The 14,382-nt window shown below is 65.1% G+C and carries 12 protein-coding genes; 6 read left to right on the top strand and 6 right to left on the bottom strand.

The window, feature by feature from the left end; all coding sequences use genetic code 11:
- Window positions 1-189: 189 nt before the first annotated feature.
- From ELR45_RS20015 to ELR45_RS19995, 5 genes are all read right to left on the bottom strand, one after another.
- Window positions 190-1,638: a sulfatase family protein gene (locus ELR45_RS20015; RefSeq protein ID WP_129667930.1), complete on the bottom strand. Its 1,449-nt coding sequence runs from the start codon at window positions 1,636-1,638 to the stop codon at window positions 190-192.
- A gap of 29 nt (window positions 1,639-1,667) precedes the next feature.
- Window positions 1,668-2,366 carry a FadR/GntR family transcriptional regulator gene (locus ELR45_RS20010; RefSeq protein ID WP_129667929.1) on the bottom strand — a complete coding sequence of 233 codons (699 nt, stop codon included), beginning with the start codon at window positions 2,364-2,366 and terminating at the stop codon, window positions 1,668-1,670.
- A gap of 37 nt (window positions 2,367-2,403) precedes the next feature.
- Window positions 2,404-3,288: a carbohydrate ABC transporter permease gene (locus ELR45_RS20005; RefSeq protein WP_129667928.1), complete on the bottom strand. Its 885-nt coding sequence runs from the start codon at window positions 3,286-3,288 to the stop codon at window positions 2,404-2,406.
- Window positions 3,289-3,297: 9 nt separating this feature from the next.
- Entirely contained in the window at window positions 3,298-4,185 is an 888-nt protein-coding gene (locus ELR45_RS20000) for a carbohydrate ABC transporter permease (RefSeq protein WP_205856922.1), read from the bottom strand.
- Window positions 4,186-4,329: 144 nt separating this feature from the next.
- Window positions 4,330-5,472 (bottom strand): ABC transporter substrate-binding protein, encoded by a 1,143-nt coding sequence (locus ELR45_RS19995; RefSeq protein WP_165367946.1) that lies wholly within the window; start codon window positions 5,470-5,472, stop codon window positions 4,330-4,332.
- Window positions 5,473-5,834: 362 nt separating this feature from the next.
- On the opposite strand from ELR45_RS19995, the gene ELR45_RS19990 reads away from it, so the two are divergent.
- From ELR45_RS19990 to ELR45_RS19965, 6 genes are all read left to right on the top strand, one after another.
- Window positions 5,835-7,394 carry a sulfatase family protein gene (locus ELR45_RS19990; RefSeq protein ID WP_129667926.1) on the top strand — a complete coding sequence of 520 codons (1,560 nt, stop codon included), beginning with the start codon at window positions 5,835-5,837 and terminating at the stop codon, window positions 7,392-7,394.
- Window positions 7,395-7,443: 49 nt separating this feature from the next.
- The gene (locus ELR45_RS19985) at window positions 7,444-8,892 is read left to right on the top strand and encodes a glycoside hydrolase family 36 protein (RefSeq protein WP_205856921.1); all 1,449 of its coding nucleotides are present in this window, start codon (window positions 7,444-7,446) and stop codon (window positions 8,890-8,892) included.
- Between the two features lie 10 nt (window positions 8,893-8,902).
- Window positions 8,903-10,675 (top strand): dihydroxy-acid dehydratase, encoded by a 1,773-nt coding sequence (locus ELR45_RS19980; RefSeq protein WP_129667925.1) that lies wholly within the window; start codon window positions 8,903-8,905, stop codon window positions 10,673-10,675.
- Window positions 10,675-11,619, top strand: coding sequence for a dihydrodipicolinate synthase family protein (locus tag ELR45_RS19975; RefSeq protein WP_129667924.1), 945 nt, complete (start codon window positions 10,675-10,677; stop codon window positions 11,617-11,619). The genes ELR45_RS19980 and ELR45_RS19975 overlap by 1 nt, the downstream gene beginning before the upstream one ends.
- The gene (locus ELR45_RS19970) at window positions 11,616-12,425 is read left to right on the top strand and encodes an SDR family oxidoreductase (protein ID WP_129667923.1); all 810 of its coding nucleotides are present in this window, start codon (window positions 11,616-11,618) and stop codon (window positions 12,423-12,425) included. The genes ELR45_RS19975 and ELR45_RS19970 overlap by 4 nt, the downstream gene beginning before the upstream one ends.
- Window positions 12,426-12,511: 86 nt before the next feature.
- On the top strand, window positions 12,512-13,423 hold the full coding sequence (locus tag ELR45_RS19965; protein ID WP_129667922.1) for a LysR family transcriptional regulator: 912 nt from the start codon (window positions 12,512-12,514) through the stop codon (window positions 13,421-13,423).
- Here the strand turns inward: ELR45_RS19965 and ELR45_RS19960 are convergent.
- Window positions 13,410-14,090, bottom strand: a complete 681-nt coding sequence (locus ELR45_RS19960; RefSeq protein ID WP_129667921.1) for a type 1 glutamine amidotransferase domain-containing protein — start codon at window positions 14,088-14,090, stop codon at window positions 13,410-13,412. The two genes, ELR45_RS19965 and ELR45_RS19960, sit on opposite strands and share 14 nt — an antisense overlap.
- Window positions 14,091-14,382 lie beyond the last annotated feature (292 nt).

The raw sequence follows: 14,382 nt of genomic DNA, 5'->3' as shown, positions 1-14,382 counted from the left end.
ATATGAGTCCACACAGGCAAGGACAAGGTGAGCTGACATGACGGTGTCTCGACGTTCGGTCCTGGGCGGTATCGCGGCAACGGTTGCAGGCGTGCCCCTCGGTGGTGTCGCCGCCGCCAACCCGAGCGCGACCACGCGGCCGCGGCATTCCGGCCACGTTATCCTCGTGGACTGTACGGCGCCCGCGACCTAGTCGTTGTGCAGCTGGTGTCCGAACCTGCCTGGGGTCCAGGTAGCTGAGTGCACGCTCGCGTCCACCCGGCGTTGTCCAGCCGGTACGGTAGCCGCTGGTTGCGCGATGACTGGTTCTTTCTCTCCCACCACGACCATGCGCCGGAGCATGCGGCCGCGCAATTCGTCGGCGATCTCTCGGTGCGACGGAAGGCCGACGAGGTTGTCCAGCTCGTATGGATCATGTTGGAGGTCGTAGAGCTCGGTCTCCAGGTAGTGGTCGCTCGACGCCGCCGCCCACGGGTCGACATCAGGCGCCGTCACGCAATACTTCCACCGTGAGGTGCGGATCGCGCGGCCGACCTGGGACTCGCTGATCTGGATGAAGACTTCCTCCGGCCAGTCGGCCGCCGCGCTGCCACCGGGATCGGTGATCAAGGGCAGCATGGATCGTCCGTGCATCTCGGCGGGCACGTCCAGTCCGGCAGCGGCCAGCAGTGTCGGAGGTAGGTCGATGGTGCTGACGGGGCGGTCGATCTGGTTCCCGCCGTCGAATCCCGGGCCGGACAGCGCCATCGGCACCCGGGTCGAGCCGTCGTGGCATGAGCGCTTGTACTCACTGTTGCGGGTTTTGAAGTGGCACCCGTGGTCAGATGTAAAGGCGACGATCGTATTGTCGAGCAGATCCATGCTCCGCAATGCGTCGAACAGACGCCCGAGCCCCTCGTCGACCCGCCGGATCTGGCCGTAGTAGCCGCCGATGTGCCGGTGCACCGTCGAGCCGTCACCTGCCAGCGTCGCAAGGTCGGGCGGGGGTGACGCATCCCGGTAGCGTTCCTCGTAACCCACCGGCGCCGGGTAGGAGTCCGTTTCGTTCTGGTGGTGCGGTTCGACCAGCGAACAGAAGAGATAGAAGGGGCGGGACCGGTGCTGCCCGCTGCCAGGAGGGACCGCGTGGTCGGCCACAAATCGAATCGCGGCGTCGAACAGCGCGTCGGATCGGTATCCGGGCAGCATGACGGGGACATCATCTTCGTCGAAGGCCAGCACACGGTAGGCGTCAGAGGTGAACTCCATGACGTTCGCGCCTAGCCAGGATCGGTAGCCTCCGCGCTGATCGCTCGGTACAGGTTCCGTATCGGCCAGGTGCCACTTGCCGAGGTAGCCGGTGTCATAGCCGGCGTCCCCGAAGTAGTCGGCGAGGGTACGGCAGCCTTGAGGCAGCGGAATGCCATTGCGAAAGCAACCGGTCGCCGTCGGGTACTGCCCGGTCTGGATCGCCGCTCGTGCGGGCCCGCATACCGGCTGCGGAGTGAAGGCCTGCATCGCGTGTGTCCCGGATCGGGCCATGCGGTCGAAGTTCGGAGTAAGGTCGTGCGTGTTCCCGTGGACCCCTGTGCTGTCCCAGCGTTGCTGATCCGTGAAAACGACGATGACGTTCGGTCGTGTCGTGCCAGCATCGGGCAATGTCGCTCCTCCAGCGGTCGGTGCCGATTTCACTGCGGGGGTATGTCCCGCTTCGTTTCCTGGAGGTGCTCCTCCATGGCGGCCGCAGCGCCCTGCTCATCCCCCGCTTCGATCGCGGCCAGAATCGATCTATGGGCCCGCAGCGTCACCTCGTGTCCTTCGCCGCGGGCCGCTCGGGCGTCGTAGGTCGATCGTCGCGCCCGCAGCAGGATCGTCTCGAACGACGTCAGTATGAGCCGCAACAGCTCAGCTCCGGCTGCTTCGCTGATCGCCGCATGGAATTTGACGTCGAGGTCGACGAACTTGTCTCGATCATCCACTGCGCCGCTCATCGCCTCGAGCAATGCCGCGGTCTCGGTCACACCGGCCTCACCGGAGCGCACGCGTCGGGCAGCCAGGCGGGCGACCTCGCACTCGACCAGGCGTCGTGTTTGAATGACATCCTCGAGTGAGAGCGACTCCTGCCGGACCCGGAAGTCGAGCATCTGAGCCAGGACGCGAGCCGACGGTGTACTGACACGGGCTTGGCGCCCTTGGCTGGAGACGAGGATCTCGCGCGCCGCCAACATCCTGATGGCCTCCCGGACGACGAGCCTGTTCACTCCGAAATCCTCTGCAAGCTGGGACTCGGGCGGGATCGGGTCACCCGGCCGCAACGCCATGCGTTCGATCCGCTCGACCAGTTCGGACGCCACCTGCTCGGCCAGTGTGGTCCTGACCACGCGCATCGCTTACCACCGTCCCCTCAGTTTCGGCATCTCGCCATCATTTCATTCCTGTGCTGGCGATGCCCTGGACGAACGCCCTCTGGAAGATCACGAACACGATGAGCATGGGGATGATGGACAGCAGCGTCATGCTCATCAAAGCCGTCCAGTCCGTGTAGTACATCCCCTTGGCGAGGTTCAGCCCCAGCGGAACGGTGAACGAGGACTGCTCCTGCAGCACGACCAAAGGCCACGCGAAGTCATTCCACCGCCACATGAAGGTGAAGATGACGAGGACTCCGATGACGGGCTTGCAAAGGGGCAGAACGATCGACCAGAAGATGCGGAACTCTCCGGCTCCGTCCAAGCGAGCGCTCGCCATAAGCTCATCTGGTATAGAGACCATAAATTGGCGCACCAAGAAAATGCCGAAAGCTTCCGCGCCGCGCGGCAGTATTACCCCCCAAATGCTGTTCACCATGCCCAGCTCCGACACCACCATGAATGCCGGAACCTGAATGACCTGGATTGGCACCATGAGAGTGCTGATCATGAGGATGAATATCACGTCGCGACCGAAGAACCTGAACTTCGCGAATGCGTAGCCCGAAAGCAGGTTGACGAATACTGTGAAGATGACTCCAACGACGGCGATGATCATTGAGTTCACGTAGTACGTGCCCCACGGAAGCAGCCCCCACGCATCGCCGAAGTTCGACCAGACGATCGATGAGGGAAAGAGGTTGAAGTCGCCGTCGAACAGCTCCGAGCTTGGGCCCACAGCGGTCGCGAACATCCAGTATAGCGGGAACACCATGACGGCGGCGCCGCAGACTAACGCTATCCAGATGATCAGATTCTTGCCACGCGGAATGCGGGAGCGAGTGACTTTGCGTTGCCGCGCGGACGCCGCGTTCGCAACATCTCCTCGTGCCAGAGTCATGTGCGCTCCTCAACTTGCCTTCTGTGATTGCTTCGAGATCCGCCAGTAGAACAGCGTGAAAGCCATGAGAACGACGTAGAGCACCACGCCGACAGCACTGGCGCTTCCCATATCTCCCGACTGGAAGGCTTCTCGATAGATGTACTGCACAAGCACCGTGGTGGAGAATCCCGGGCCGCCGTCGGTCATGACAAAGATCAGGTCGAACACGTGGAGGGAGAAAATGACATTCAGCACCACGAGCAGGAACGATGTCGGCGCGAGCATTGGCCACGTGACGTATCGGAACAGCTGCCATCCGGATGCACCGTCGACCTTTGCTGCTTGAGCCAGCTCATCCGGGATGCCCTGTAGCGCTGCAAGGTAAATGACCATGTTGAAGCCCAGCCGGATCCAAATGGTCACCGCTATCAGGGACGGCATCGCCCAGGTGGTCGATGACAACCACTGCACGGTCGGCAACCCGAGGCTTTGCAAGAGGTTGTTGACAGCGCCGTAATCGTCGCTGAGGATCCACAGCGAAATCAGGCCGACCGCGACGAGCGAGATGCTGACGGGCACGAAATAGATCGCTCGCAACAACGTCCGTCCGGGCATCGCCCGGTTGAGCCCAAGCGCGACGAGGAGGCCGAACCCCATCGTGGTGGGAACCGTCCCCAGCGCATAGATGCCCGTGTTGCGGGAGGCCTCCCAGAAGATGTCGTCGGTCAACAGCGACTTGTAGTTGTCGAGCCCAACGAACGTCCGTGCCCCGATCACGCTCCACTCGTTGAGGCTGACGTAGAAGGAGCCGAGAATCGGAATGAAGATGAACGCCGTGAAGACGATCAGATTAGGGGCGATGAAGATGTAAGGCGCAATGTTTCGCCGTCGTTTGGCGCCGCCTGACGCGCGCACACGGACCGCACGTTCTGGTGTCTTGACGTTCGTTGTGTCTGTCATCATGGCTGGTGCCTGGCTCCTCTCTTCGCAGGCGTTGCCGACCGGCGCATGACGTGCCTTGGCCGAACGGACGGTCAGCGATCAGCTCCGTTAGCGCCGTTACGCGAGCACGTCGGTGATCAGGCCGTCGAGACGCTCTGCGGTCTCATCGGCGGGCTGTCCCGACCTGAACGCGGCCTCTAGCTCGTCTCCGAGCACCACATTGATCTCGCCGAACTGCGGTGACGTTGTTTCCGCCACCGCAGTGGAGGAGACAAGCGGAAGCTGCTCGAGGAACAGGTCCTTGACCTCCGGGCGGTACTCGTATCCCAGCTCATCCGCGGAACGGCCGGAAAGCTCCGTGCGCGTGGGCAACAGCTGTGATCCCAGAACTCTGTTCAGCTGGTTCTCGTCGTTGTTGAGGAACTGGAGGAAGTCGGCGGCCAGCTCGGGCTCTGCGCAGTCCTTCGTGACACCCATCCCGTTGCCGCCGAGGATGTTGACTTGGTCGATGTCTTGCACCAGATGGGCAACTCCCCACTCGCTGGCCATGTTCTCCTGCAGAAATGACATCTGGAAGTCGCCGTTGATCATCATGCCGATATCGCCATTGGCGAAAAGAGTCTGGATCTCGGTTCCGCTCTTGATCGACGTGTTCGGTGGCACGAGCCCGTTATCGAACCAGGACTGAGTGAAGGCGATCGCCTCGATCGCCTCTTGGCTGTTGACCGCTGAGCCAGCCAGGTCATCACTGAGCAGACGCCCGCCATGTTGATAGAGATAGGCGGTCCAGCGATACGCGTTGTCGGCGGGTTGCCACGACATGGCGAACGCGTGGCTGACCTCTCCGGAGTTCACGAGCGTTTGCGCCGCGGCGATGAGATCGTCCCACGACCATGCTTCGTCCATCACGTCCGGCACCACGATGCCGAGGCTCTCGAATAGCTCCGTGTTGTAGAAGATCGCGTGGCTGCCGGTGTCACCGGGAAGGGCGTATGGCGCTCCCTCGTGCGTGACTGCCTCCCAGAAGTTCGGTAGGTACTCGTCTTGGTGGTTCTGCGAAAGATAGGGCGATAGGTCGATCAAGGCACCTTGCTGGCTGTAGTGGCCAAGCTGCTGGTACTGAATGCGCACAATGTCGGGTCCCTTGCCAGCCGCCAGCCGCGTGTCCAACGACTGGTAGTGCTGGGGGAACGGCACGAGATCAAGCTGGATCGTGACGTCGGGATTCTGTTCGGTGTACCGGTCGATCGCCTCACTCACGGCTTTCTCCTCAGCAGGCGTCCCGAACGTCTGGAACGTGAGGGAGCCATCACCGGAACCGCCGCCACCGCCGTCGTCGCTTCCGCAACTGGGAAGCGCGAGCAGTCCCGCCGCGCCCGCCGTCGCACCAAGCATTTGCCGCCGCGTCAGCATCGCAGCGTTTCCTCGTTGTCCAGCCATCCTGATCCCTTCTTCCTCGTCAATGAGAACGGGTTCATCCGCCACAGTTGTTGATCTCGCTGGTCGATAGTCATAGCAACCTAGCAGCCAAGCTGCTAACCTGCAATGGCTACGTCACCCGGTGTTGTCACGGCTGCGCCTAGAGACCTGATCGGCAACATCACAAGGAGTGAGGAGAACCTGTGGCCAACCCACCAAACATCGTGCTTGTTGTCGCCGATCAGCAGCGTGCGGACATGATCGGCGCCTTCGGGCAGATCCCCGTGCGGACACCAGTGCTGGATCGCTTGTGCAACGAAGGCACCGCGTTCCGACGCGCTTACACCGCCACCCCGATATGCACGCCTACCCGTGCCACGTTGCTGAGCGGGCAGTATCCGAGTCGCCATGGCGCTTGGAGTATCGGCACCGATGTTCCCAATGACGTCCTGTCGCTGCCGCGACTTCTCGCGGAGCAGGCCAACTACCGCACCGCTCTGATCGGCAAGAGCCACCTCCGAAGCGTGCTGCGCCCGGGCAGTATCGAAGCGTTGCCGAAGTCTCGCGACTGGGACTTCTACCGCGAATGGTCCGGGCCTTGGTACGGCTTCGAGCACGCCCGCATCTCGAACGGCCACGTCGACGAACCGCACGCCTACGGCCTGCATTACGGCTTGTGGCTACACGACAACGGCATTCCGCCGGATTCTCCGTACTTCCTGCCGCACGCGATGAGCAGCACCGAGCCGGACAAGGAACCCTCGGCACGGGTCGGCGAATGGGAACTGCCGGAGAAATTTCACAGCAGCACATGGGCGGCGAACGAAGCGATTTCCTACCTCGAAGATCATGCGGCAAACCACGCCGAACAGCCGTTCTACCTGGCCGTCAATTTTGCCGACCCTCATCGGCCGTTCCGTGCCCCGGCGCCGTGGCACGAACTGCATGACGACGTCGACCTCCCAGCGCCCTCGCGCCGCTCCGGTGAATGGGAGGACAAACCCACCGCTTATCAAGCAACACTCGACAACCGGCTCGACACCATGGGCTGGCAACTCGATCCAGCGATCGGCATCGCCTGTCAGAGTGCCGACAACGTGGGCGAAGCAGGCTTCACCGACGACGAGGAACACATGTGGCGGGTCTACCTCGGCATGCAGAGCCTCCTCGACAAGCACCTCGGCCGCATCTGCGACTCACTCGACCAGCTTGGGCTCGCCGAGAACACTCTGCTCGTCTACACGGCAGATCACGGCGACTACATGGGAGATCACTGGCTGTGGTCCAAAGGTGCCAGCCACTACGACGGTGCCGTGCGCGTTCCCTGCATCGTCCGCTGGCCCGGGCGCGTACCTGCGGGGCACACGAGTCACGCGCTGCAGAGCCTGGTCGATCTACCCACGACGTTCCTCTCCGCGGCGGGCCTGGAGGTCGATCCGAGGATGCAAGGCATCGACCAGCTCCCGTGCTGGACAGGCGAGACCACCACGAGCCGGCCCGGTGTGCTGATCGACCATCGGGTCGAACAGGGCCTGTATGTCAACTCGTGGATCACCGACCGCTACCGGCTCAGCGTCCACTCCATCCACGCCGAGGAACGCGACGAGATAGAGCTGTACGACCTGGCCGAGGATCCCCACGAGTACGTCAACCTTGCGGCCGGCGGAGCCAACGCACCGCTCGTCAACCAGCTTATGCAGGAGCTCATCCGGTACCGCATGCAACTCGACCGCACCTGGCGGCCCCGGCACGCGTTCTCGTGAGCCGCGGCGTCGTCGAACTAGCCCGAACTCAACGCAACGAGGAGAACCCGTGCCAGACACCCACGCCAGCACCCCGGACGGTGCGGCCCCGGCCGCATTCGCCCCGGTCGCCGAGGTGAGCGTCGACCCGGATCACGCCGTCGTCTACGAATTCGGCTGGCAGTCGTGGTCGCCCAGCGCTGCCCACGCCGTGTCGGCCAGAGCAGGCTTCCGGCCGACCCGTCCCGAGCTGCAAACGTCGTACTACCGTCGGGAGAAGACCGCTCCGTCCTCCGCGTTCCAAGGCGAAGGCTTGCTTGCCATTGAGCCGGGGCCAGGTGAATCGGTGCACGTCTTCGCTCTACGCGACGCACGCACCGAGGTGCCGACCATCCGCGCCACGTACCGTCGCGACACGGTCGAGGTCACGGCCGACGGCCCGTTGGACCACATCGTCGACGACGGTCCAGACGGGCTGTACGGCGCGCTCGCCCGGTTTGCGGACCGGTACACGGCCACGGTGGGAACGCCGGTCCTCCGGGAGGTCCCGCCTATGTGGGCCAGCTGGTACCAATATTTTACGGAGTTCGCTGAGGACGATCTGATCCGGAACCTGGACCGCATGGACACGCTCGATCTTCCGGTCGGCGTCGTCCGCCTCGACGACGCGTTCCAGGCCGGCGTCGGTGACTGGCTGACGCCGTCGGAAGGCTTTGCTTCGCTCGATGGGATGGTCGGCAGGGTGCTCGACAGGGGACGCCGGGCCGGCATCTGGTCAGCTCCGCTCCTGATCGGGGAACACAGCCAGACGTTCGCCGAGCATCCCGAATGGCTGGTGCGAGACACCGCGACCGGTGAGCCGATCGTGGCTCAGCACAACTGGGATCAGGACTGTTACGTCCTCGATTCCACCCATCCCGGAGCGGCGGACTATCTGCGCCGGGTGTTCACCACCTACGCCGAATACGGCGCCTCGTACTTCATGGTCGACTTCATGTATGCCGGCGCGATCGAAGGCATCAGGCACGATGACGTCGACGGGATCACCGCCTACCGCGATGCGCTGGCCCTCATCCGCTCCTGCATCGGCGATGCCCTGCTCCAAGGATGCGGGGCACCCATGTTCCCATCCGTCGGCCTGGTCGACACGATGCGGGTGGGCACCGACGTCGCCCCGCACTGGTCCGCTCCGGGCGGAGAGATGTCCGCGCCCGCGACACAGGCCGCCGTCGTCTCAACGGTGGGACGCGCCTTTACGCAGGGACGATTCTGGATCAACGATCCTGACTGCCTAGTCGCTCGTCCGGAGATTGAGCACCGGGAACGCTGGGCCGACGTAGTAGACCGCTACGGCGCCGTGCGGATCAGCAGCGACGGTCTCGACCGGCTCGATGACTGGGGTTTGGACACCGTCCGCCGTCTCCTCGTGCCGGCGCGGACCGAACCGTTCGATCCCGCCCAGGTGCCGCTGGACACCAGCTTGTTCCGCGATGCCCCACGCCCCTCCCAACCGCGATAGGCAGCCGACGATGACGTTCCCGAACGCCCAGAGTCCTCCCCAGCACCATTCTCACCCGCACCCGGTCGCCCCCTTGCGCAGCCAGGCATGGTTCGCCGACCGCGGCAAGAACGGCTTCATCGCTCGATCTCACCTGCGGGCGACCGGCCTGTCGAGCGAGGCGTTCGACGGCCGGCCGGTGGTCGGTATCGCCAACAGCTGGTCCGACCTGACGCCGTGCAACGCGCATCTGAGGGATATCGCCGAGGCAGTGCGGCGCGGCGTCCTCGCCGCGGGCGGGCTGCCCATGGAGTTCCCCACGATGTCACTCGGAGAACCGCTCATGCGGCCCAGCACCATGCTGTACCGCAACCTGATGAGTATGGACGTCGAGGAGACTTTGCGCGCGAATCCGATCGACGCCGTCGTGCTGCTCGGAGGGTGCGACAAGACCACCCCGGCACAGCTCATGGGAGCGGCGAGCGTCGACCTCCCTACCGTTGTGGTCACCGGAGGACCGATGGTCTCCGGTTCCTTTCGTGGCTGCCCCATCGGCAGCGGCACGGACTTATGGCACTTCAGTGAAGAAGTCCGTGCCGGGCGGATGACCAGCGCTGCCTTCGACGAGGCCGAAGCCGGAATTCACCGCAGTCCCGGGCACTGCATGACCATGGGTACCGCTTCAACCATGGCGTGCCTGACCGAAGCCCTAGGACTCCAGCTGCCCGGGGGCGCGGCGTATCAGGCTGTCGGCAGCAGCCGGCGCCGGATAGCCGAGCGTTCGGGCCAACTGGCCGTCCAGATGGCGCGGGCCGGTGCCCCCCGCATATCGGAGGTCCTGACCCGAGATGCCTTCGAGAACGCTGCGCGCGTGAACGCAGCCATCGGTGGTTCGACGAACGCGGCGCTCCACCTGCTCGCCCTTGCCGGACGGGTCGACGTCGGCTTCAGCCTGAGTGACCTCGACCGGCTCGCCCGCGATGTCCCGTTGCTGGTCGACCTCAAGCCGAGCGGCACGTACCTGATGGCCGAGTTCGAGGAGGCCGGCGGCGTCCCCGCTCTGTTGCACGAGCTCCTTCCGCTGCTGCACACCGAACCGATCAGCGTCGACGGCCGAACGCTTGGAGCGCTCGCACAGCTGGGGCAGACACACCGCCGCGAGATCATCCGTAGTCTCGACGATCCCGTCATGCCTGCGGACACCGGTACCGCGGTGCTTCACGGCAACCTCTGCCCTCAGGGGGCGGTCATCAAACAGTCCGCTGCCGATCCTGCGCTACTCACACATCGTGGACGTGCCGTGGTGTTCGACGACGTCGATGCCTATCTGCGGGCCGCCGAGGACCCGGACCTCGATGTGGATGCCGACTCCGTGCTGATCGTCCGCAACTGCGGCCCTCGCGGCTATCCGGGCATGCCGGAGATCGGCAACCTTCCCATTCCGTTGCGACTGCTAAAGGCAGGAGTCACCGACATGGTCCGCATCTCCGACGCGCGTATGAGCGGCACCTCGTTCGGCACTGTCGTGCTTCACGTCGCGCCGGAAGCCGCCGCCGGAGGGCCGCTGGCGCTGATCCACGACGGCGACACTGTGGTCCTCGATGTGCCCGCACGACGGCTGGACGTGGAGATCGACGACGACGAGCTCGAACGTCGCCGTGCCGAATGGTCACCGCCGCCACCAGCACACGTGGGCGGGTGGACCGACCTCTACGTCGAGCATGTGCTCCAGGCAGACCAGGGAGCCGACCTGGATTTCCTCGTCGGTACCCGCGGCCACGACGTCCCCAGGGCTCCGTTCTGATGGCGGCGCGGACGAGCTCTCGGCGTGTGCCGCCCGGCGGCATCAGCCCGGTCCTGCTCACTCCGTTCACCGCCGACGGCGCTCTCGACGAAGCAAGCTTCGTCCGAGTCGTCGACCACCTCGTGTCCCTGGGCGTGCGCTCGGTGATGTTCCCCGGCTTCGCCTCCGAGGTGCTGACACTCTCCGACGACGAGCGTGCCGTCTTGATCCGGCTACTCCTCGAACGGGCCGAGGCCACACGTGACAACGTCACCGTCATAGCCTCGATCCCCGATCACGCGACGTTGCACGCGACACGTTGGGCCTCGTGTCTGGTGGAGGCCGGCGCCCAGGCACTGAATGTGCTGCCGCCGCACCGGCTCGGACCCTCGGGGGCTGCCGTCGTCGCGCACCTCGAAGCAGTTCTCGCGGCAGCCGCACCGGTGCCCGTCATCATCCAGTACGCACCGGCACAAGCGGGAACGGCGCTGGACGTCGCCACCATGTCGGCCCTGGCCAGCCGACATGACAACCTGGTCGCGATCAAGGTGGAGTCCCAGCCGCCTGGCCCGACAGTAGCCGCTCTCCTGGCCGCCGAGCCCGCGCTGCCCTCTCTGGTCGGGCATGCCGGCGTGCAGATGCTCGACGCGTTGGCACGAGGCGCCGTCGGTGTCCAGCCCGGCTGTTCGTTCACGGAGCTCTACCTGGCCGTCTGGGAACGTCGGCGGCTCGGGGAGCATGACGCCGCACGAGACCTGCACACCCGCATGCTTCCTTACCTTTCGTACTGGATGCAGGATGTCGGCCTGATCGTCGCTGCCGAGAAACTCATCGCCCAGCGGCGTGGGCTGGTCGACACTGAGACATGTCGTCAACCAGCGCGGCTGCTCGACCGATCGGAACGTGAGATGGTCGGGAAATTCTGCACCGAGTTCGCCGAGTTTCTACCAGAGGTCACGCGATGAGGCCAAGCGAGAACGGCCGATGCCCGGGCCGGCTCGACAACGAGATCGTCCTCGTCACGGGCGGCGCCCGGGGCATCGGCCGCGCGATCGTCGAGGTCTCCCTGCGCGAGGGGGCTCATGTCATCGCGCTCGATACCGACGACGAGGCCGGGAGCCGCCTGCCGGCCGCCATGGCTACCTCAGCAGACCGCGCGCCGGGCACCCAGCTCTGGTTCCGGCACGTCGATGTCACCGACGAATCCGCTGTTGCGGGCGCCGTCCGAGACGTCGAACACGACCTCGGCCCCGTCACTGTCCTCGTCAACAACGCCGGTCGAAACGTATACGCCGATCCCATCACCATGACCGAGCACGAGTGGGACACGGTCTTCGCCGTCGATCTCAAAGCGGCATGGATCTGCGCCAAGCAGGTCCTACCCGCCATGACCTCCGCCGGCCGCGGATCGATCGTCAACATCGCCTCTCTGCACGCGACGCTCACCATTCCAGGCATGTTCCCCTACGCTGCCGCAAAGTCAGGCCTGGTCGGGTTCACCCGCAGTCTCGCGCTCGACGTCGGCCACGCAGGCGTGCGAGTGAACTCGGTCAGCCCGGGCTACATCCGGACAGCTCTGGTCGACGAATACTTCGCGCAACATCCCGACCCCGACGCCGAAGCCAGAGCCCTCGACGTGCAGCCGCTCGGGCGTCTGGGTGACCCGCGCGAGGTAGCCGAGGTGGTGTGCTTCCTTGCCTCCCCCGCAGCGGGCTACGTCACCGGTGCAGACTGGCCGATCGATGGAGGACTGGGTGCCCGGTTCGCCTAGGAGTTCCCACCAGGGCTGGGGTTATTTAGCATGAACGGCATGGGTGGTGGTGACCGGCGTCGTGTCAACTCGTTGGCTGTCGGGCGATGAGGGGGACGGGTCTGTCGCTGGACACGCTGCGGGTGATCGTGACGGTCTACGGCGCGGGAACGGTGACCGGTGCGGCGGCAGAGCTGGGGATGGCGCAACCGTCCGTGTCCGGACAGATCGCTGCCGCTGAGGAGAGGCTCGGGTACCGGCTGTTCGAACGTACTGCCCGGGGTATGCGTCCGACGGAGCGTGCGGTGGAGTTCGTCTCCCGGGTCGCGGGGCCGCTGGAGTCGCTTCTGCGGGTGGCGCGTGAGGCGGAGGCCGTCGGCGTCGAGCCTGACCGTGCGGTGTTTCTGTCGGGGCCGGCGGAGTTCCTGTCCGAGATGGTGCTTCCCCGGCTGACGGGATACGGAGCCGGCCGGTTGGTGGTGTGCTTCGGCCTGGCCGAGGATCTGCTCGATCGGCTGCTCGACGGCGCGGTGGATGTGGTCGTCTCCTCGGTGCAGCCCCGGCGGCGTGGCGTTGCGTTCGAGCCGGTCTACGACGAGGAGTTCGTCCTGGTCGCCCATCCACGATGGCGGGAGCAGGCGGCGGGCGACATCGACGCGGTTCCCGTTCTCACATACGCCGACGACCTGCCGATCGTGCGGCGGTACTGGCGCAGCATCTTCAACCGCCGTCCCACGGGGCTGTCTGTCGCCGCTGTGGCGCCGGACCTGCGCGTGCTAGCACGTCTGGCCGCGCACGGTGTCGGGATGACGGTGTTGCCTCGGTACCTGGCCGATCCCGGTCTCGCAGCCGGCTCGCTCGTGTTGCTGGACCAGCCGCAGGTCCCGCCGCTCAACACGCTCTACCTCGCCACGCGGCGCGGCGCCGTGACCGATCCTGCGGTCACGGCGCTTCGCCACGCGGTCGCTGCGGCCGTCGAAGCCGGCTCCGGGCCGGCCGGCGACGCTAGCTTCGGCTGAGCGATTCCAGGACGCCACGTGCGACGCCGGCCGCGGACTGCGGGTTCTGCCCGGTGACCACGCGGTCGTCGATCACGACGTTCTCGGTGAAGGCCGCGGCGGGCACATGCGTGGCGCCTCGGGCGGTGAGCGCGTCGGCGAGGAGGAACGGGACAACCTCGGTGAGACCGACCGCGGCCTCTTCCTCGTTGGTGAACGCGGCAACGCGCTTGCCCGCAACCAGTGGTGTGCCCTCGCTCAGCGTGATGTTGGTGAGAGCGGCCGGGCCGTGGCACACCGCGGCGACCACGCCGCCACCTTCGTAGACTTCGCGGCCGATCCGGTCGACGGCCGGAGCGTTCGGGAAATCCCACATCGTGCCGTGCCCACCGACGAAGAACACGACGTCGTACGTCGAGGCGTCGATGTCGTCCAGCTTCGCAGTGTCGGCGAGCTGGGCCGCGATGTGTGGATCGGCGAGGAAGCGCCGCTGGGTGGATGACGTCTCGTCGCGGCCGTCCTCGGGCGGTATGCCGCCCGAGATGGACGCGACATCGACCTGGCTGCCGGCGCTGGTGAACACATCCCATGGGTTCGCCGCCTCACCAACGTAGTATCCGGTCTTGCGCACGCCACCCAGGTCGTCGTTGCTCGTCAGGATCAACAGCACGCGTTTCCCCTCAGCCATCAGCAAATCCTTTCGTTCGTCTCTTCGAGGCCGGATCGACGCTAGCGGCGAGGATGCGTCCGGTTCCAAGAGCCGATCCGATGGGTGCGATCGGGAATCCGATGACGGCCGACGATGCCGATCTGCTGGTCGCCGGCGCCGTAGATCCTGGGTCCGCCCACCGGTTCGTTCGCGACGGACGTCAGGCATCGATGCTTGAGGAGTCCGCAGTCTGCCCATTGTCTGCCCACAGTGTGCCCGCGCCCATTCATCGACGCGACCGCCGTCGTTCATTGCCGCGACAACCTTCACA

It is taken from the genome of Phytoactinopolyspora endophytica (assembly GCF_004138495.1).
GTDB classification, from domain to species: domain Bacteria; phylum Actinomycetota; class Actinomycetes; order Jiangellales; family Jiangellaceae; genus Phytoactinopolyspora; species Phytoactinopolyspora endophytica.
This window is presented reverse-complemented; position numbering and strand designations above follow the sequence as displayed.

Coding starts and splice junctions, on each gene's coding strand:
- ELR45_RS20005 (WP_129667928.1), bottom strand. CDS start 3,288: ATGACTCTGGCACGAGGAGATGTTGCGAACGCGGCGTCCGCGCGGCAA.
- ELR45_RS19960 (WP_129667921.1), bottom strand. CDS start 14,090: ATGGCTGAGGGGAAACGCGTGCTGTTGATCCTGACGAGCAACGACGAC.
- ELR45_RS20010 (WP_129667929.1), bottom strand. CDS start 2,366: ATGCGCGTGGTCAGGACCACACTGGCCGAGCAGGTGGCGTCCGAACTG.
- ELR45_RS19975 (WP_129667924.1), top strand. CDS start 10,675: ATGGCGGCGCGGACGAGCTCTCGGCGTGTGCCGCCCGGCGGCATCAGC.
- ELR45_RS19980 (WP_129667925.1), top strand. CDS start 8,903: ATGACGTTCCCGAACGCCCAGAGTCCTCCCCAGCACCATTCTCACCCG.
- ELR45_RS19965 (WP_129667922.1), top strand. CDS start 12,512: ATGAGGGGGACGGGTCTGTCGCTGGACACGCTGCGGGTGATCGTGACG.
- ELR45_RS19970 (WP_129667923.1), top strand. CDS start 11,616: ATGAGGCCAAGCGAGAACGGCCGATGCCCGGGCCGGCTCGACAACGAG.